The sequence below is a fragment of the Steroidobacter flavus genome, from assembly GCF_042651805.1.
GTDB classification, from domain to species: Bacteria; Pseudomonadota; Gammaproteobacteria; order Steroidobacterales; family Steroidobacteraceae; genus Steroidobacter; species Steroidobacter flavus.
On the sequence record NZ_JBHSDU010000003.1, the window covers coordinates 2026761 to 2044608 of the forward strand.

Here is a 17848-nt window from a genome sequence, read left to right on the forward strand (position 1 = left end):
TTATTCAAATCCAGTCTGCATGCGATGAAATGCCGTGGCGCACTCCTTCGCTAGCGGCACGAGTGTGTCACAGTTAGCCGATATGCGACAGCTTCAGTAATTTCTTCAGGTCTTCGAATAATCCTTTCTGCGGCGCACCAGGCTCGTACTTCATCATCAGATTGCCCAGCGGATCGACCAGATAAATACGCCCGAGCCCGGCGGCCTGCGTTGTATCCGGAAATGTTTCTAATAATGTCTGGCCCGCGGGATTGTCGATGCGTCCGAGCAACAGGCCGTCGTGTTCAGCTTCCAGATAAGCCTGGTCACAGCAGTTGCCGGTGACTAGAAACACGCGCTGGACTCGTTCCATCTTGTCGCCGAGCGCCAGTCTCGTTTGACGCATCAACGTAAGGGCTTCCCGACATCGCGCATCGCAGGCGCCATCGCCGATGAACACCATGCTCCATTTGCCGCGGAGGGCATTGGCCGCAAGCGTTTGATCCGTCGCGCCGGGCAGCTCTACTTCAGGCAGCGGGACCGCGGGACTGATGAGATCGCCCTTATTGGTGGTGCCGGTCGGCCGAATGCCCATGCCGTAATAGAGCAGGAACGCTAACGCGAGCGGCGCGAAGAACGCGCCGATCAGAATCCAGATTTGTTTCCGCGACCGGGGGCCCTGGGATGTTTGTTCAACGGGGCGATTCATCTGTTGCCTTCCTGGTACGGAAACTGGTGATGACGAAAAGAATCACGGCAGCGACCGCGAACGCGAACCACTGCACGGCGTAGCCGATGTGTCGTTCCGGCATGAAGCCGAGATGAGCTTCCCAGACGCGCTCGTAACCGTCGGGTTGTGAAGCATCGAGTAACAACAATCCGGCAATGAGCGGGCGCCCCAACTGCTGTTCCAGGGCCGGCCGCTCCGGGAAACTGAGCACACGGGGCCAGGGCGTCTTCGGGTCGACGGGCGGTGTGGCCAACTGGATGCCGGCTCGAGGCAGCTCATCAATGGTGCCGGTGATCGTGCGCTCGTCATTTCCCACGGAGATGTCCGGCAACTGAGTGCGCGTGCTGCCCATGGGCAACCAGCCGCGGTCGACCAGCAACCAGCCGGCCGATGTTCCAAAAGGCGTGAGCACCCGATAGCCGGGCTGGCCCGCATGCGACGGCATGTTATCGAGCAATATCTGATGAGCCGGATCGAAGCGACCGGACACTGTGGCCCGTTGATAGCGCGGCAGGTTCGCGGCGTTCTGCGTGGTGATTTCTACCTGCGTCTGCTGCGCGGTGGCGTACTGGTCCAGCAGCGCCTGCTTTTGCTCGGCCCGACCCAGTTGCCAGAATCCGAGCCAGATAAAGAATGTCACGCCGAACACGGTCAGCGCGGCGCCGAACATGCTCGGGCGCCAAACGCGGGTTCGCGGCGTTGTCTGGGAAGGGCTCACGATATACTGCCTACGATCCGCGAGGCGCCGGATCAGGAGAGTCCCATGGTCAAATTCGTCATCATCGCTTGCCTGGTCGCCATCGTGCTCAGCATGGCGTCCGGTCTGTTCTATCTGGTCACCGACAAGGGCTCGTCGAAGAAGATGGTCAACGCGCTGTCCGTGCGCGTCGGTCTGTCCATCTTGTTGTTCGTGCTCCTGCTGCTGGCCTGGTCGCAGGGCTTGATCACGCCGAAGGGCATGTAAAGCAAAAGGGCCGCCGCTTCATCTGACGCGGCGGCCCCGGGAAGTCGCGGTACGACTGTCGATTGCTTACAGCCAGTACACGAACACGAACAGGCCCAGCCACACCACGTCGACGAAGTGCCAGTACCAGGCCACGCCTTCGAATGCGAAGTGATGCGTCGGCGTGAAGTGACCCTTCAAGCAGCGGAACCAGATCACCGCCAGCATGATGGCGCCCATGGTCACGTGGAAACCGTGGAAGCCGGTCAACATGAAGAAGGTCGAGCCGTAGATGCCCGAGGTCAGCTTCAAGTTGTAGTGCTGATACGCCTCGATGTACTCGTGCGCCTGCAGGTACACGAACAGGAAGCCCAGCAGGAAGGTCGCTGCCAGGAAGATGTTCAGGACGGCGCGATTGCCCGCCTTGATCGCGTGGTGCGCGATGGTGATGGTCACACCCGAGGTCAGCAGGATCGCGGTGTTGATGGCCGGCAGGCCGAACGCCGGAATCACGTCGAAATCGCCACCCACGTCGCCCGGGCCGTCGGTCGGCCACGCCGCTTCGTAGTTATCGCCACGGATGATCTTGGTCAGCGCGCGGGTGCCTTCGCCGCCCAGCCAGGGCACTGAGAAGTTACGTGCGTACCACAGCGCGCCGAAGAACGCCGCGAAGAACATGACTTCGGAGAAGATGAACCACATCATGCCCATGCGGAACGAGCGGTCCACCGCGTCGTTGTAGAAGCGCTCTTCGCTCTCCTTGATCACGGCGCCGAACCATCCGGCGAACATGAACAGCAGGATGCCGAAACCGACCGTCATCACCCACGGGCCGGACTGGGAATGGTTGAGCCACAGCGCCGCCCCGCCCACGGTGGTGAACAGCGCGATCGAGCCGACGAGCGGCCACGGGCTACTGTGTGGGACGTAATACTTCTCGGACGGCGCGTGCGTGGTCTGTGCGTGGGCCATAGTTATCTGCCACTCAGTTCGAAACAGTTCAGTTCAAATAAAATCAGCTGGTGCTCTTCGCGTCGTACATGACGTACGAGAGCGTCAAGCGATCGATGTTCACGGGCAGCTTCGGGTCGACGATGAAGCGCACCGTGAGCTCTCGCTCCTGTTGCGCGTCGAACGGCTGCGGCGTGAAACAGAAACATTCGGTCTTGTGGAAGTACTTGGTCGCTTGCAACGGAGCGATGCTGGGGATGGCCTGCGCCACCACCGCCTGCGTGCGCAAGTTGCGCGCGTAGAACTTCGCTTCGGTCAGCTTGCCGGGATGCACTTCGATCGATCCGACTTCGGGCCGGAACTCCCAATCGCCGATCGACGGCGCATCCCCCATCAGCTCGATGGTCACGACCCGGTTCACGTCTTCCGGCGCGGTGAAGTTGCTCGCCTGCACCAGCTTGGTCTTGTCGCCATAGCCGGTGACGTCGCAAATCACGTTGTACAGAGGCACCAGCGCGAAGCCGAACGCGAAGCTGCCGGCAGCAAAGATCCACAGCTGCCGGGTCAGCGAGCGATTCGCCTTCTTGAGGGTTGCCTCTTCCATATCAGTGCGAGCGCATCACCGCCATGGCGATGAAACCGAAATAGAACGTCGCGGCCAGCAGCACGCACCAGATGACGGTGCGTGTAATGCCGCGTTTACGGTCCGAATCCGAAATCTCGGTAGCCATTACTTCACTTCGGGAGCGGTTTCGAAGCTGTGATACGGCGGCGGCGAGCTCAGCGTCCATTCCAGGCCATGCGGACGGCCGCTGTCCCAAACCTTATCGGTCGCCTTCTCACCGCCACGGATGCAGGAGAACACGATGTAAGCGAACAGCAGCTGCGACAGACCGAAGCCGAAACCGCCGATCGAGGAAATCATGTTCCAGTCGGCGAACTGCGTGGAGTAGTCCGGGATACGACGCGGCATGCCGGCCAGACCCAGGAAGTGCTGCGGGAAGAACAGCACGTTCACGAAGATGGTCGACAGCCAGAAGTGCGCCTTGGCCAGCTTCATGTTGTACATGTGACCGGTCCACTTCGGCAGCCAGTAGTACGCGGCGGCCATCAGCGAGAACACGGCGCCCGGCACCAGCACGTAGTGGAAGTGCGCCACCACGAAGTAAGTGTCGTGATACTGGAAGTCCGCCGGCACGATCGCGAGCATCAGGCCCGAGAAACCGCCGAGGGTGAACAGGAACAGGAACGAGATCGCGAACAACATCGGCGGCTCGAAGCTGATCGAGCCCTTGAACATGGTCGCGGTCCAGTTGAACACCTTCACGCCGGTCGGCACCGCGATCAGCATGGTCGCGAGCATGAAGAACATCTGACCGGCCAGCGGCATGCCCACCGTGAACATGTGGTGCGCCCACACGATGAACGACAGGAAGGCGATCGAAGCGGTCGCGTACACCATCGCGTCATAACCGAACAGCGGCTTGCGCGAGAACGTCGGGATGATCTCCGAGACGATGCCGAAGGCCGGCAGAATCATGATGTACACCTCGGGATGACCGAAGAACCAGAAGATGTGCTGGAACATCACCGGGTCGCCACCGCCGGCCGCCTCGAAGAAGGTCGTGCCGAAGTAGTGGTCGGTCAGCAGCATGGTCACGGCGCCCGCGAGCACCGGCATCACCGCAATCAGCAGGTACGCCGTGATCAGCCAGGTCCACACGAAGATCGGCATCTTCAACAAGGACATGCCCGGGGCGCGCATGTTCATGATCGTCACGATCACGTTGATGGCGCCCATGATGGAAGAAGCACCCATCAAGTGAACGGCGAAGATCAGCATCGGGAACGCTTCGCCGGTCTGCTGCGACAACGGTGGATACATCGTCCAGCCGCCGGCGGGCGAGCCGCCCGGCACGAACAGCGTGCCGATCAGCATCGTGAACGCGAACGGCAGGATCCAGAAGCTGAAGTTGTTCATACGCGGCAGCGCCATGTCCGGCGCGCCGACCTGCAGCGGGATCATCCAGTTCGCCAGACCGACGAACGCCGGCATGACGGCGCCGAAGATCATGATCAGCGCGTGCATGGTGGTCATCTGATTGAAGAACATCGGATCGACCAGCTGCATGCCCGGCTTGAACAGCTCGGCGCGAATCACCATCGCCATCGCGCCGCCGATGAAGAACATCAGCAGGCTGAACAGCATGTACATCGTGCCGATGTCTTTATGATTGGTCGCGAACAGCCAGCGGCCAATACCCTTGGCCGGGCCGTGATCGTCGTGGTGATCGTGACCAGCGTGATCGTGAGCGTGTGCGTTTGCCATGGTCTCTTTACTCCGCGGCAGCGGCCGTTACCGGCGCTGCATTCTCAACTGGGGCGGCAGCGGCGGCGGGAGCACCGCCCCCTTGCTGCTCGGCGAGCCAAGTGTCGTACTCGGCCTGCGGCTTCACATGCACGACCACCGGCATGAAGCCGTGGTCGCGACCGCACAGCTCGGCGCACTGGCCGCGATAGATTCCGGGCTCATCGGCGCGGAACCACAATTCATTGACGAAGCCCGGGATGGCGTCCTTCTTCATGCCGAAGGCCGGCACCCACCAGGCATGGATTACGTCGTTCGAAGTGAGCAGCACGCGTACCTTCGCGCCGACCGGCACGACCAGCGGCTTGTCGACTTCGAGCAGGTAGTTGGGCACCGACTTCGGATCGATACCCGAACCGGTTTGACGGGCGGCGTTGCTGTCGTGAGCCAGCGTGGAGAAGAACTTCACCTTCTGATCGAGGTACTCGTACTCCCACTTCCACTGATAACCGGTGACCTTGATGGTCAGGTTGGAGTTGCGGGTGTCCTCGATCTTCACCAGCGTGGCGGCGGCCGGAATCGCCATGCCGACCAGGATCGCGACCGGAATGATGGTCCAGATGATCTCGGCCTTGGTGGAGTGATCGAAGGTGGCCGGCACCGCGCCCTGCGAGTGACGGAACTTCACGATCGAATAGATCATCATGCCGAATACCGCGAAGGCGATCGCCACGCAGATCCAGAAGATCATCATGTGCAGGCCGTGGATGTCGCGGCTCAGCTCCGTCACGCCGACGGGCATGTTCACTTCCCATGCCGCCAGCGCCGCCCCGGTGGGCAAAAACGCTGCCGCCGCTAATGAACCGGCTGCGGCGTATTTCACGATCTTCATTGGCCCTAATGCTCCCAAGTGCTTCGTTCTGCCCGCGACGCGCAGCGCGCCCGCAGTTCAACGCCGCGCTACCTCATAGCGCGGGCGTTTCATTCATATTCCCCACCAGCTGCTGTAGACGCACCGCGAGGCTGCGGCGCTCGTCCTCTGTGAGAAACCTGCCCACCTCGTAGGCGTGACCACGCGACTCCAACATGAGTCGGCTGGGATGTAGCGCCGCCGGCGGGGCGTGGAGTGTAACCCTCGACCAATGTCTAGGAAATACCGATGACTGCACGCCGCGCCGGTCCCAGTGTCTGATGATCACCGAGTCGAGCGTTACCGTAATGGTTTCCCGCTCCAGCCCTGAACGCATGGAGGCACGGACCGCCCAGGCCAGCAGGCCGATTTCCAGGCCGGCGAAGGGCAGGACTGGCCAGAACCCCTGAGCTGTAAACATAAGAGCGACGGCAAAAGTCGGGGCTGCCACCAACCCGACGAAGATGCGCGCGGTCTTGGGCGTGAGCGACCGGTGCGGCATGAGCTCGAGCACCCGTTCCGGGGGAGCGGCGTCCGGGGTCGGGCGAGGCGGCGGCAGATCGGCCCGAGCGTTCATCGTGTAGATACTGTTGTCAAAGCGATGGTTTATCTTTGTGACAGCTACCGAGCGATTTCTAAAAACTTAACGTTTCCGAACGGTCAGATTGGTCACCGGCACTCGCACTTCGCCGCCGGCCCGAGACCGGGGGCGGAGCTCGCCGGCCCAGGCATGACCGTAGACCACTTCCACCGAGACCGGTAGTACGGCCTGTCCCGCGGCCGGCCGGACGGCGTTTCGGAGCGTTTCGAACTGAGCTTTGGAGGTCAGGCCCCGGGCCCGGCCGTGAGCCAGATTGGTCGATCCGCTCGCCGCCAGCTCGGACAGCAACGCGTCGAGGTCCGGGTAAGTTACGGTCAGCCGCTCGGTATCCATCACCGGCTCGGCCAGCCCCGCGCGCATCAGCGCATCCCCCAGGTCGTGCATGTCGATAAAGCGATGAACATGGGGGTGGGCGTCGATTTTGCGCCAACCGTCGCGCAATTCGCGCAAAGTGTCCGGGCCGAGGGTGGCGAAGGTCAGCAGCCCGCCGGGCTGCAGGACCCGCCGGATTTCCTGGAACACGGCGTCGGGATCGTGGCACCACTCCAGCATCAGGTTGCTGAAGACCAGCTGGGTGCTGCCGTCTTTGATGGGGAGCCGATGCGCATCGGCCGCGATCCGGTGGAACCGTTTGAACCAGCTTTGCCGCTGGTTCGCCTCGACCAGCATGGCCGGCGACAAGTCGATCGCAACGATCTCGGCACTCTTGTAGCGCTGCTTGAGCGCCTTGCTCGCGTGCCCGGTGCCGGCGCCGAGATCCAGCACGACCTTGGGCTGGACCTTCACGAAGTCGAGCCGCTCAAGCAATCGATTACGGATTTCGGCCGCGACCCCGCTCGCGGCGTCGTAGGTTTTCGCGGCCTTGTCGAAAGAACGTCTTACACGGGCGGGGTCGAGGTAATACTCGTCGGGCATGCGCCAAGGATATCGCGATGCCCATAGCCGCGGCTCATTCCGGGCCGGGCGAGCAACGACAACTATTTATATGCGGTGTCGTTGAGCCCCTGGGCCCTCAGCTTGCGATGAGCTGCTCATCCTCATGCCGACGCGAGCAAGTCGGCGCACTGTGCTGCTGAGCCAGCGGCTCGGCCGTGATGCCAAGCTTCGCGAACAGCTGGCGGTCCTTATCTTCTTCGGGATTCTCGGTCGTGAGCAGCTTGTCGCCGTAGAAAATCGAGTTTGCGCCCGCGAGGAACGCCAGCGCCTGGGTTTCATCGCTCATGCCGGAGCGACCGGCCGACAAGCGCACATGCGCCTTCGGCATCAACAACCGCGCGATTGCAATCACGCGCACGAAATCCAGCGCGTCCGGTTTTTCCGCGCCGTACAGCGGCGTGCCCTGCACCTGCATGAGCTGATTGATTGGCACGCTGTCCGGATGTTGAGGCAGCGTCGCCAGCGTATGAAGGAGCTCGGCGCGATCCTGTTCCTTCTCGCCCAGACCGAGAATGCCGCCACAACACACATTGATACCCGCGTTGCGCACGGCTTCGAGCGTGTCGAGACGATCCTGATAGGTGCGCGTCGTGATCACCTTCTTATAGTGAGACTCGGACGTGTCGAGATTGTGGTTGTAGTAATCCAATCCCGCGTCCTTGAGCTGATGCGCCTGGTCCGGCGTCAGCATGCCGAGCGTCACGCACGTTTCCATTCCCATCGCGCGCACGCCCTTGATCATGTCGACGATCTGCGCGAGCTGCTTCGGCTTCGGGCTGCGATAGGCCGCGCCCATGCAGAAGCGAGTGGCGCCGTTCGCCTTGGCCGCGCGGGCCTTTTCCATCACGTCGCTGAGATCCATCAAGGGCTCGGACTTCAAACCGGTCTCGAAGCGGATGCTCTGCGAGCAATACGAGCAGTCTTCCGGGCACGCGCCGGTCTTGATCGACAGCAGCGTGCTGATCTGCACCTGGTTGGGATCGAAGTACAGCCGGTGCACGCGTTGCGCGTGGTACATGAGATCGGAGAACGGCAACGCGAACAGCTCGCGCACTTCGTCCAGCGTCCAGTCGGTGCGCACGGCACCCAGGCGATCGACCAGCGTAGCGTTGCGAACGGCTTCGGAACGGGTCATTTCCACGACAAACCTCACTTATTCGGGCCACTGCGCGCGGCCAGGGCGCTTCATGCTGCCGCTCACCGTCACGCAGGGTCGGCCCGCCGGGCCGAATGCTGGCGGGAAGTATTCGTGGCGGCCGGGAAGCCTGTCAACCGATGTTGGGAACCGCAGTCGACATTATCAGCCGATCCTGCGCAGCTCTGCGCTCCCGGCATTTGAGTATCGCGCCCGTTGCGCGGCTGGCCGGCGCCGCCGCGCGCTGTCTGTGGCCGCCCTTGTGCGCTCTTTGTGGGCAAAGTGGCCTCCGGCGAGACTTCTTCACTTCTTGGCTCGCACCGGGCCAGGAAGTTCTCGATCTCTGCGCCGGGTGCGAGGGCGACCTGCCGCTTAACGATAACGCCTGCGAGCATTGCGCTGAGCCGCTGCCGTTGAACCATTCCAAGATCGCGCTGTGTGGTCGCTGTCTGCAGCAGCCGCCGGTGTTTGACGCTTGCGTCGCGCCGTTTCGTTATGCGTTTCCGGTCGATCGCATGGTTCAGGGGCTGAAGTATCGACGTGAGCTTGTTTACGGCCGGGTTCTGGGGCAACTGCTGGCGCGCCATCTTTCGCGACGGGACACGCGGCCGGAGTTGGTCATTCCCGTGCCGCTCGGCCTGGCTCGCTATCGCGAGCGCGGATTCAATCAAGCGCGTGAGTTGGCGCTGCCGGTGTGTCAGTCGCTCGGCCTCACATTGAATAGTCATTTAGTGTCGCGCTGTCGCGAGACTCAGGAGCAAGCGTCGCTGGATCGAAAAGAACGGCTTAAGAATACACAGCATGCGTTCGTGTTGACTGCACCGCTGGTTGCACGACATGTCGCGATTGTTGACGACGTTGTTACGACCGGCAGTACTGTGAACGAGATTTCCAAGCTGCTGCGCGCGGCCGGTGCGGAGTGGATCGAAGTGTGGGCGGTGGCGAGGGCGGAGCGGAAGTAGCCCCAGTACCCTGATCGAACTTCCCCGCCGAAGGCGGGGAGTTCATCTCAACTAATCATCTGAATGTGTATTCGAGCAGGATGCCGATGAACACCGACATGCCGAAGTAATTGTTGTTCAGGAACGCCTTGAAACAATCCTCGGGCCGGCGCTTGCGAATCAACAGCTGCTCATACAGAGCAAACATCGCCGCGAACGCCAGGCCCAGTCCGTACCACAGGCCCAGCTCCAGCTCGCGTCCGATCAGCCACAAGCCTAGCAAGGTCATCAGCTGCATGATGCCGATGATGAATCGATCGGCGTCGCCGAACAGCAGGGCGCTCGAGCGGATGCCGAGCTTCTTGTCGTCCTCCCGATCCACCATTGCGTACATCGTGTCGTACGCCACGGTCCACAGCAGGCCCGCCATGAACATCACCCATGCCATGCGCGGCGGCCATTCGCCCGTTTGCGCCGTGAATGCCATCGGGACGGACCAGGTGAACGCGATGCCCAGATACATCTGAGGCAGCGGGAAGAAACGTTTGAAGAACGGATAGGTGAGCACGAGCACGCCGCCCGCGATTGTCAGCAGCTGCGTGCGCTGATTCAACGTCAGCGCCAGGCCCAACGCGATCAAGCCCAGCCCTGCGCACAGCGCGAGTGCTTCGATGGGGTCCACTGCGCCTGTGACTAACGGACGGTCTTTGGTTCGTTTCACGTGACCATCGAAGTTTCGATCCGCGTAGTCGTTGATGGCGCAGCCGGCGGAACGGGTGAGCACGGTGCCCAGTACGAAAACGGTGAACACGTGCGGATCCGGCTTACCCCCGGACGAGAGCCACAGTGCCCACAGCACCGGCCACAGCAGCAGCCAGATACCGATCGGCTTATTCAGCCTCGTCAGCGCAGCGTACGCATTCAACTTCTTCGCCGCGCCCGGCAGGACTTCGGCGACGAAAGCAGTGGTCGCGATCTTGTGACCCAACCAGCGAAACCGATCGCGCACCGGCGCCATTGGCTTACTGGGTTGAAGCTGCTCGATGTCCGGCGGCGCGACCGTCGCTGCTGTCGAGACCGACGACGGCGACGCTGCCATCATCGCCACCGTCTTCACGTAGTCCTTCGGCACTGCCGTCTTCGCCGCCTCAGCCTGCGCCGACTTCGTCGGCGTCGACGATGACATCGTGGCCGGCGCCTTCACCGGCTCGTTGTGAGACGCCGATGTCGCATGCGCCGTCGTCATTGCCTTCACCGGCTCGCTATGCGCCGACGATGCTGCGTGCGTCGGCGTCGTCGCTCCCGTCTTCGCCGCTTCGTTGTGAGACGCCGATGCCGCATGCACCGTCGTCGTTGACTTCACCGGCTCGCTATGCGCCGACGATGCTGCGTGCGCCGGCGGCGTCGCTCCCGCCTTCGCCGGTTCGTTGTGAGACGCCGCCGCCGGGTACGTTGGCGTTGCTGGCGCCTTCACCGGTTCGTTGTTAGATGCCGATGCCGCATGCGCCGGCGGTGTCGCTGCCGCCTTTGCGGCGTCGTTGTGAGATGACGGAGCCGCATGCGCCGGCGGTGTCGCTGCCGCCTTTGCGGCGTCGTTGTGAGATGACGAAGCCGTATGCGCCGGCGGCGTCGCTGCCGCCTTTGCGGCGTCGTTATGAGATGACGGAGCCGTATGCGCCGGCGGCGTCGCTGCCGCCTTCGCGGCGTCGTTATGAGATGACGGAGCCGTATGCGCCGGCGGCGTCGCTGCCGCCTTTGCGGCGTCGTTGTGAGATGACGGAGCCGTATGCGCCGGCGGTGCCGCCGCAGTCCTCGCGGCTTCGTTGTGCGATGACGAAGGCGTACTCGATGGCGGCGCCGGTGGTGGCGAGGCGGGCGGTCTCGTCAGCGGTCGAGAGGGCGTTGCGCTCGACGCCTTCGATGTTTTCGCAGACTCGACGCGCGTGGGCGCGGCGGGAGGCGTTGAGGGCTTCGCGCTCGGCTGAGTGGCCGACGGCGTGGAGACGGGCGGCGACTTGGCCGCTTCAACATGCGGAGCCGGCGATGTTGCGACAGGCGGCGAGGGTGATTTCGCTGCCTCGCTGTGAACTGGTGCTGGCTCGGTCGCAATCGGCGTTGCGGGCGGACGCGTTAGTTCGGAGGTTCGCTTAGGTTGAATCGGCGGCGTTGAAGGAGAGGGCTCTGGCACCTTCGCGGCGTCGTGCGCCGCCGAGGCCGGCGGCATCGCATGGATCGGCTGAGTCTTCTCCGGCTGATGCGCAGGTGTGACATCAACGGGCGGCGCTAACGACGTCGGCGGAATGATATGCAGCGGCTGTGTTTTCTCGTGGCTGTACTTGGGCTCATCAGGGGCCGGCTTCAGCATATCCATTTGCGCAGGCGGCTTCGGCGCGGCTGGCATCGCGTCCAGCGGCTGCGTCTTATCCGGGTGATGCGCGTTTTGTGAATCTGCCACGAACGTAACCGTTTAAACCTTCCCGAACCTTTCGCCCTGTCCAATCCAGCGACGTAACAGCGGCGCTATGTTGGCCTCATTTTCCCTGAGCATCAATTCCGCCACTTCCTGAACTTTCGGCAGCAAATCGGCATCGCGGACCAGTTCCGCAACCCGCATCTGCATCAGCCCGGTCTGCTTGGTCCCCAGCAGCTCGCCGGGCCCGCGAAGCTCCAGGTCGCGGCGGGAAATCTCGAAACCATCGTTAGTGGCCCGCATGACGGACAAACGCTCACGGGCCACTTCTGACAGCGGCGTTCGATACAGCAGCACACAGGTACTTTCCGCCGCCCCGCGGCCGACGCGGCCGCGCAGTTGGTGGAGCTGAGCCAAACCCATGCGTTCAGCATTCTCGATTACCATCAAGCTCGCATTCGGCACGTCGACGCCGACTTCGATGACCGTGGTCGCGACCAGCAAATCGATCGCGCCTTCCTTGAAGCGCGCCATGACCGCGTCTTTCTCTTTCGATGACATGCGGCCGTGAACCAGCCCGACCTTCAATTCCTGCAAGGCCTCCGCCAGCGCGGTGACCGTATCTTCGGCGGCCTGCGCCTCCAACTGATCCGACTCTTCGATGAGTGGACACACCCAATACGCCTGCCGCTTCTGTCGACACGCATCGCGGATTCTCAACACGACTTCATCGCGCCGATTCTCCGGCAGCGCGACCGTCTTCACCGGCGTGCGGCCCGGCGGCAGCTCGTCGATCACAGAGACATCCAAGTCCGCGTAAGCCGTCATCGCCAGCGTTCGTGGAATCGGCGTGGCGGTCATGATGAGCTGATGCGGATATCGACCCGACGCGAGGCCTTTTTCCCGTAGTAACAAACGTTGGTGCACGCCGAAGCGATGCTGCTCGTCGACGATGACCAGGCCGAGGCGTCGAAACTCCACTTCCTGTTGAAACAACGCATGCGTGCCGATCGCGACCTTCACTTCACCCGACGCCAGATCCGCCAACGACTTCGCCCGGGCCGCGGCCGTGCGCTTGCCGGTGATCAAGGCAGGATAGAGATCAAGGGGCTCCAGCCAGTTCGTGAAATTGCGAGCGTGTTGCTCGGCGAGCAATTCCGTCGGCGCCATCACCGCCACTTGGAAACCTGCTTCAACCGCTCGCAACGCCGCCATCGCCGCAACCAAAGTCTTGCCGCAACCCACGTCGCCTTGAACCAGGCGAAGCATCGGGCTCGATTGCGAAAGATCGCGCTCGATATCGCGCCACGCCCGCGTTTGCGCGCCCGTGGGTTTGAAGGGCAGCGTGCTGAGGAAACGATCGATCAGCGGTTCGCCGACGGTAAACTGCCAACCAGGATCGCGCTGAATCTCACGTCGCAACAGTCGCAGGCTCAGTTGATGGGCCAGCAGCTCTTCGAAGGCGAGACGACGTTGCATCGGATGCTGGCCGAGGGCCAGCAACTCCAGATCTGCATCCGGAGGCGGGCGATGCACGTATTGGAGCGCTTCTCTCAAGGGCGGCAGTTCCAATTGCGCGAGCACCGCCGGCGGCACCCAGTCCTGCACACTTCGATTCGCGAATTCGCGCAGAGCCATCGCGGTGAGTTGGCGGAGGCGGCCTTGTTGTACGCCTTCGGTCAACGGATAGATGGGCGTGAGCACATCTTCATTCGTCGCCACTGCATCGCTGGCGACGCGCCGGTATTCCGGATGAATGATCTCGAGCCCGCTCGGTCCGCGTTTCACTTCACCAAAGCATCGCAGTCGGGTGCCACGAGACATTTGCTCGTGTTGTGAGTTGCTGAAGTGGAAGAAACGGAGGGTGAGCCAGCCGGAGCCGTCACCGATTCGGCACAAGAGCTGCCGCCGCCCGCGGAAGGCAATTTCAGCGAGCTGCACTTCGCCTTCAACCACGGCGCGATCGCCGTGACTCAAAGAGCCGATAGGGATGACCTGAGTGCGGTCTTCGTACCGCAGCGGGAGCAGGAACAGCAGATCCTGAATCGTCGTGATGCCCAGCTTCGCCAGCTTGCCCGCCAGCGCATCGCCAACACCACGCAGCGCCGTGACCGGACGAATTTCCGGCGACGCCGCCGCGGCCGGCACATCAGTGCCTGGCGGGCGTTTGCTGTTGGAGGAGGAAGAGGTCATTCACAGCAAGTGTACGGCAGCTGACGCTTCTGACAGCCGCCGCGAGTCACTAACGCAAGCGCTTAGTCGAGCTCGACGATGCAATCGATCTCAACATTCGCATTCTTTGGCAGGGCCGCGACCTGCACAGTAACGCGAGACGGATAAGGCTCAGCGAAATACTCCGCCATGATCTTGTTCAACGTCGGAAAGATCCCGAAGTCGAGGATGAACACGGTCGCGCGGGTGACCTGCGAGAAATTACCGCCGGCCGCTGTGACGATCGCCTTCAGGTTGTCGAACACACGACGGATTTCCACGTCGATCGAGCTGTTCTGCAGCTCGCCGGTCTTCGGGTCGAGCGCGATCTGGCCCGACACGTAGACGGTCTTGCCGACCTTCACCGCCTGGGAATAGGTGCCGATGGCTTTGGGAGCGTTCGGGGTCGAAATGATTTCGCGCGCCATGATGAAACCAACCGTTGCTGACGAGGAGCGACGATGTTACGCGATGACGCGAGTCACGCGGAGCACTTCCGGCATCTTGCGCAGATTCTTGATCACGTGCGCCAGATGCTTACGGTTACGTACTTGCAGGTCGAAGATCAGCGTCGACGCGTCGCCGTCGCGCTCGTCGACCGCGACGTGCTCGATGTTGGTCTCGGTGGTGGCGATATTCGAGGCGATCGCCGCCAGCACGCCCATACGATTGGCCACATCGATGCGCACTTCGACGTTGAACAGCCGATCCACATCGGAGCGCCACGTGACCGTCAGCCACTTGTCCGGCTGTTTGCGATAGTTGCGCAGATTGCCGCACGCCTCGCGATGGATCACGACGCCGCGGCCGCTCGACAGATAGGCCATGATCGGATCGTTCGGGATCGGGAAGCAGCAGCGGGCGTAGCTGACCACCATGCCTTCGGTGCCCGCGATCGCGAGCGGTTCGGCTTGGGTCGTCGGTTCGATGGGTTGGCTGCCATCCGCGGGCAGCAAGCGGCGCGCGACCAGCGCGGCCAACCGTTCGCCGAGGCCGATCTTCTCGAACAACTCGTCGGGCGTCTTGAGATTGAGCTCCGCGGCCACCGCCTGCAGTCGATCCTCGGGAATCTTCTTCAGCACCAGCGACAAATCCTGCAGCGCCTGACTCAGCATGCGCTTGCCCAGCTCGATGGCCTCGCCGTGCTTCAAGCCCTTCAAGTAGTGACGAATGGCCGCGCGGGCCTTCGCGGTCACGACGAAGTTCACCCACGCGGGATTCGGCGTCGCGCCCTTCGCGGTGATGATCTCAACAGTCTGACCGTTACGCAGCGGCGTACGCAGCGGCACGAGGCGTCGATCGACTTTCGCGGCCACGCAGTGATTGCCGATGTCCGTGTGCACGGAATACGCGAAGTCGACCGCCGTAGCATTGCGCGGCAAGCGACGAATCTCGCCGCGCGGCGTGAACACGTACACCTTGTCCGGGAACAGGTCGAGCTTGACGCTCTCCATGAATTCCTCGGCCGAGTTGCCGCTGTGAGGCATCTCCATCAGGTGCTGTAGCCACTCGCTCGCACGGTCGCGATAGGCGCGACCCGCGTCGCCGCCATCCTCGCCCGATTTGTATTGCCAATGCGCGGCGATGCCCGACTCGGCGATGCGATGCATGTCTTCAGTGCGGATCTGCACTTCAATGGGCATGCCGTTCGGGCCGAACAGGGTCGTATGCAGCGACTGATAGCCGTTGATGCGCGGGATCGCGATGTAGTCCTTGAAGCGTCCCGGCATCGGTCGATACAAGCCGTGCACGACACCGAGCGCGCGATAACAGGTATCGATCGAGTCCACGACGATGCGGAAGCCGAACATATCGACGATGGACGTGAGCGGCACGCGCTTACGGCGCATCTTCTGATAGATGCTGTAGAGATGTTTCTCGCGGCCTTCGACGCGGCCCTTCACCTGCGCCTTCTCGAGCGCGGTGCGCACGTTGTCGGCAATCTTGCCGACGAACTGTTTCTGATTGCCGCGCGCTTTTTTCAGCGCCTTTTCGATGATGCGATGGCGGCCCGGGTACAACGCTTTGAAGCCGAGCTCTTCCAGCTCCGACTTCACGGTGTGAATGCCGAGGCGATTGGCGATCGGCGCGTAAATCTCAAGCGTCTCGCGCGCGACGGTGCGTCGTTTCGCCGGCGGCACGGAGCCGAGCGTGCGCATGTTGTGCGTGCGGTCGGCGAGCTTGACCATGATCACGCGAATGTCGCGGACCATGGCGAGCAGCATCTTGCGGAAGCTTTCGGCCTGAGCCTCGGCCCGCGAGCGGAACTGAATGTGATCCAGCTTCGAGACGCCATCGACCAGTTCCGCGACATCGGCGCCGAAGCGCTCGGCGATATCGTCTTTGGCGGTGGGCGTGTCCTCGATCACGTCGTGCAGGATGGCGGCGACGATGGTCGGCGCATCCATGTGCAGGTCGGCGAGGATGTGAGCGACAGCGACCGGATGCGCGATGTAAGGCTCGCCGCTCAGGCGCTTTTGGCCCTCGTGGGCCTCGGCGCCGAATTCGTAAGCGTCGCGGATCCGGTCGACCTGCGCGGGGGGCAGGTAGGTCTCCAGCTTATTGAGCAGCTGGTTGACCCCTATCGAGCGTCTTCCGGTAGGTAACAGGTTGAGGATGGAAGACGCGTAGTCCATAAGCTAAAGCTGGGGACTTTTCAGCGCGACGTCAATCTCCGAGGCCGAGATGAGGGGCGCGCAGCTCGCCCGACATACCGTTCATGTCCGGCTCGGGCATCAATTCCGGCTGCTGGCGCTGCTCGGCTTCCTCGAGGATCTCGGGACCAATGTGGCCGGCGGCGATTTCGCGCAGGGCGACCACCGTCGGTTTGTCGTTTTCCCACTCCACGGTCGCCTCGGCGCCATTGGCCAGCTTGCGGGCGCGGCGGGCGGCCACCAGCACCAGCTGGAACAGGTTCGGGATGTTGTGGAGCGAGTCTTCGACGGTAATACGGGCCATGAAAACCTCTGGCGAATACGCAAATCTGGGGGGATTGAGGGGCAGTATACCCGAGGCAGTGCCCGAAACAGTCCTTTCGGGTACCATACCGCGCCCCGCCGGCCGGGGTCCCTAAGATTTTCTGGCAACAGTACGCCGGTAAGAAGCGGAGAGAGTGGGTTATGACGTTTCGATTGAGCCCGGTAACGGTCATCGGTCTGGGCTTGCTTGCTGCTATGTCCGTGTCGACCGCGAGCGCGGCAGACGCCGCCAAAGGCAAAGTCCTGGCCTATACCTGCCATGGCTGCCACGGCGTGCCGGACTATAAGAACGCCTACCCCAACTACCGCGTGCCGAAACTGGGCGGCCAGAACGAGGCGTACCTGGTGAGTGCGCTGAACGCCTACGCCAAGGGCGAGCGTCCGCATCCCACCATGCACGCGCAGGCCGCGACGCTGACCGACGAAGAGAAGGCCGACATCGCCGCGTTCCTGCACGGGGACGGCGGCATTCCGAGCAAGGAAGTCGTCGGTACGCCGCCGCCGGCCACGCAGACCTGCGTCGCCTGCCACGGCGCGGACGGCAACAAGACGGTCGCTCCGGACTACCCGAAGCTGGCCAGCCAGCCGGCCGACTACATCGTGCATGCGCTCAAGGACTACAAGAGCGGCAAGCGCAAGAACCCGATCATGGCCGGCATCATCAGCGGCGTGGACGAGAAGGATTTCGAAGCGCTCGCCGAGTTCTTCTCCAAGCAGCAGGCGCTGTGCACGACCGATCAGATCCGCAAGACCGGCAAGTGCGAGACCGAGTAAGCGCGAGCTTGCTCAGCTGATAACTTCGATTTGACGAGCGC

Annotated in this window: 18 protein-coding genes; 3 read left to right on the forward strand and 15 right to left on the reverse strand. The window is 62.5% G+C overall.

What is annotated here, in order from left to right; all coding sequences use genetic code 11:
* Positions 1–73 precede the first annotated feature (73 nt).
* Entirely contained in the window at positions 74–688 is a 615-nt protein-coding gene (locus ACFPN2_RS14275) for an SCO family protein (RefSeq protein WP_380597599.1), read from the reverse strand.
* Positions 672–1379: an SURF1 family protein gene (locus tag ACFPN2_RS14280; protein ID WP_380597601.1), complete on the reverse strand. Its 708-nt coding sequence runs from the start codon at positions 1377–1379 to the stop codon at positions 672–674. Before ACFPN2_RS14280 ends, ACFPN2_RS14275 begins: the two co-directional genes overlap by 17 nt.
* Positions 1380–1472: 93 nt before the next feature.
* Between ACFPN2_RS14280 and ACFPN2_RS14285 the strand changes: the two genes are divergently transcribed.
* Positions 1473–1673, forward strand: a complete 201-nt coding sequence (locus ACFPN2_RS14285; RefSeq protein ID WP_380597603.1) for a twin transmembrane helix small protein — start codon at positions 1473–1475, stop codon at positions 1671–1673.
* 66 nt (positions 1674–1739) lie between these two features.
* Here ACFPN2_RS14285 and ACFPN2_RS14290 read toward each other — a convergent pair whose 3' ends face one another.
* The 8 genes from ACFPN2_RS14290 to bioB form a co-directional block, all read right to left on the reverse strand.
* The gene (locus ACFPN2_RS14290) at positions 1740–2624 is read right to left on the reverse strand and encodes a cytochrome c oxidase subunit 3 (protein WP_380597605.1); all 885 of its coding nucleotides are present in this window, start codon (positions 2622–2624) and stop codon (positions 1740–1742) included.
* Between the two features lie 43 nt (positions 2625–2667).
* The gene (locus ACFPN2_RS14295; protein WP_380597607.1) at positions 2668–3207 is read right to left on the reverse strand and encodes a cytochrome c oxidase assembly protein; all 540 of its coding nucleotides are present in this window, start codon (positions 3205–3207) and stop codon (positions 2668–2670) included.
* Position 3208: 1 nt separating this feature from the next.
* Positions 3209–3334 carry a hypothetical protein gene (locus tag ACFPN2_RS14300; protein ID WP_380597609.1) on the reverse strand — a complete coding sequence of 42 codons (126 nt, stop codon included), beginning with the start codon at positions 3332–3334 and terminating at the stop codon, positions 3209–3211.
* Positions 3334–4932 (reverse strand): cytochrome c oxidase subunit I, encoded by a 1599-nt coding sequence (gene ctaD, locus ACFPN2_RS14305; protein WP_380597611.1) that lies wholly within the window; start codon positions 4930–4932, stop codon positions 3334–3336. The genes ACFPN2_RS14300 and ctaD overlap by 1 nt, the downstream gene beginning before the upstream one ends.
* A 7-nt stretch (positions 4933–4939) precedes the next feature.
* The gene (coxB, locus tag ACFPN2_RS14310) at positions 4940–5803 is read right to left on the reverse strand and encodes a cytochrome c oxidase subunit II (protein ID WP_380597613.1); all 864 of its coding nucleotides are present in this window, start codon (positions 5801–5803) and stop codon (positions 4940–4942) included.
* Between the two features lie 73 nt (positions 5804–5876).
* The gene (locus tag ACFPN2_RS14315; protein WP_380597615.1) at positions 5877–6398 is read right to left on the reverse strand and encodes a DUF2244 domain-containing protein; all 522 of its coding nucleotides are present in this window, start codon (positions 6396–6398) and stop codon (positions 5877–5879) included.
* A 66-nt stretch (positions 6399–6464) separates the two neighbouring features.
* Positions 6465–7337 (reverse strand): malonyl-ACP O-methyltransferase BioC, encoded by an 873-nt coding sequence (gene bioC / locus ACFPN2_RS14320; RefSeq protein WP_380597617.1) that lies wholly within the window; start codon positions 7335–7337, stop codon positions 6465–6467.
* A gap of 97 nt (positions 7338–7434) precedes the next feature.
* Positions 7435–8493: a biotin synthase BioB gene (gene bioB / locus ACFPN2_RS14325; protein WP_380597619.1), complete on the reverse strand. Its 1059-nt coding sequence runs from the start codon at positions 8491–8493 to the stop codon at positions 7435–7437.
* 140 nt (positions 8494–8633) lie between these two features.
* On the opposite strand from bioB, the gene ACFPN2_RS14330 reads away from it, so the two are divergent.
* Positions 8634–9455, forward strand: a complete 822-nt coding sequence (locus ACFPN2_RS14330) for a ComF family protein (RefSeq protein ID WP_380597620.1) — start codon at positions 8634–8636, stop codon at positions 9453–9455.
* Between the two features lie 55 nt (positions 9456–9510).
* Here the strand turns inward: ACFPN2_RS14330 and ubiA are convergent, their stop codons facing one another.
* From ubiA to rpoZ, 5 genes are all read right to left on the reverse strand, one after another.
* On the reverse strand, positions 9511–10380 hold the full coding sequence (gene ubiA, locus ACFPN2_RS14335; protein WP_380600128.1) for a 4-hydroxybenzoate octaprenyltransferase: 870 nt from the start codon (positions 10378–10380) through the stop codon (positions 9511–9513).
* 1521 nt (positions 10381–11901) lie between these two features.
* The gene (gene recG / locus ACFPN2_RS14340) at positions 11902–14037 is read right to left on the reverse strand and encodes an ATP-dependent DNA helicase RecG (protein WP_380597622.1); all 2136 of its coding nucleotides are present in this window, start codon (positions 14035–14037) and stop codon (positions 11902–11904) included.
* Between the two features lie 62 nt (positions 14038–14099).
* Positions 14100–14483 (reverse strand): Rid family detoxifying hydrolase, encoded by a 384-nt coding sequence (locus ACFPN2_RS14345; RefSeq protein WP_380597624.1) that lies wholly within the window; start codon positions 14481–14483, stop codon positions 14100–14102.
* 36 nt (positions 14484–14519) lie between these two features.
* Positions 14520–16691, reverse strand: coding sequence for a bifunctional GTP diphosphokinase/guanosine-3',5'-bis pyrophosphate 3'-pyrophosphohydrolase (spoT, locus tag ACFPN2_RS14350; RefSeq protein ID WP_380597626.1), 2172 nt, complete (start codon positions 16689–16691; stop codon positions 14520–14522).
* Between the two features lie 31 nt (positions 16692–16722).
* Complete coding sequence (rpoZ, locus tag ACFPN2_RS14355) at positions 16723–17013, reverse strand: DNA-directed RNA polymerase subunit omega (protein WP_380597628.1); 291 nt, start codon at positions 17011–17013, stop codon at positions 16723–16725.
* 161 nt (positions 17014–17174) lie between these two features.
* On the opposite strand from rpoZ, the gene ACFPN2_RS14360 reads away from it, so the two are divergent.
* Entirely contained in the window at positions 17175–17807 is a 633-nt protein-coding gene (locus ACFPN2_RS14360) for a c-type cytochrome (RefSeq protein ID WP_380597630.1), read from the forward strand.
* Positions 17808–17848: the final 41 nt, after the last annotated feature.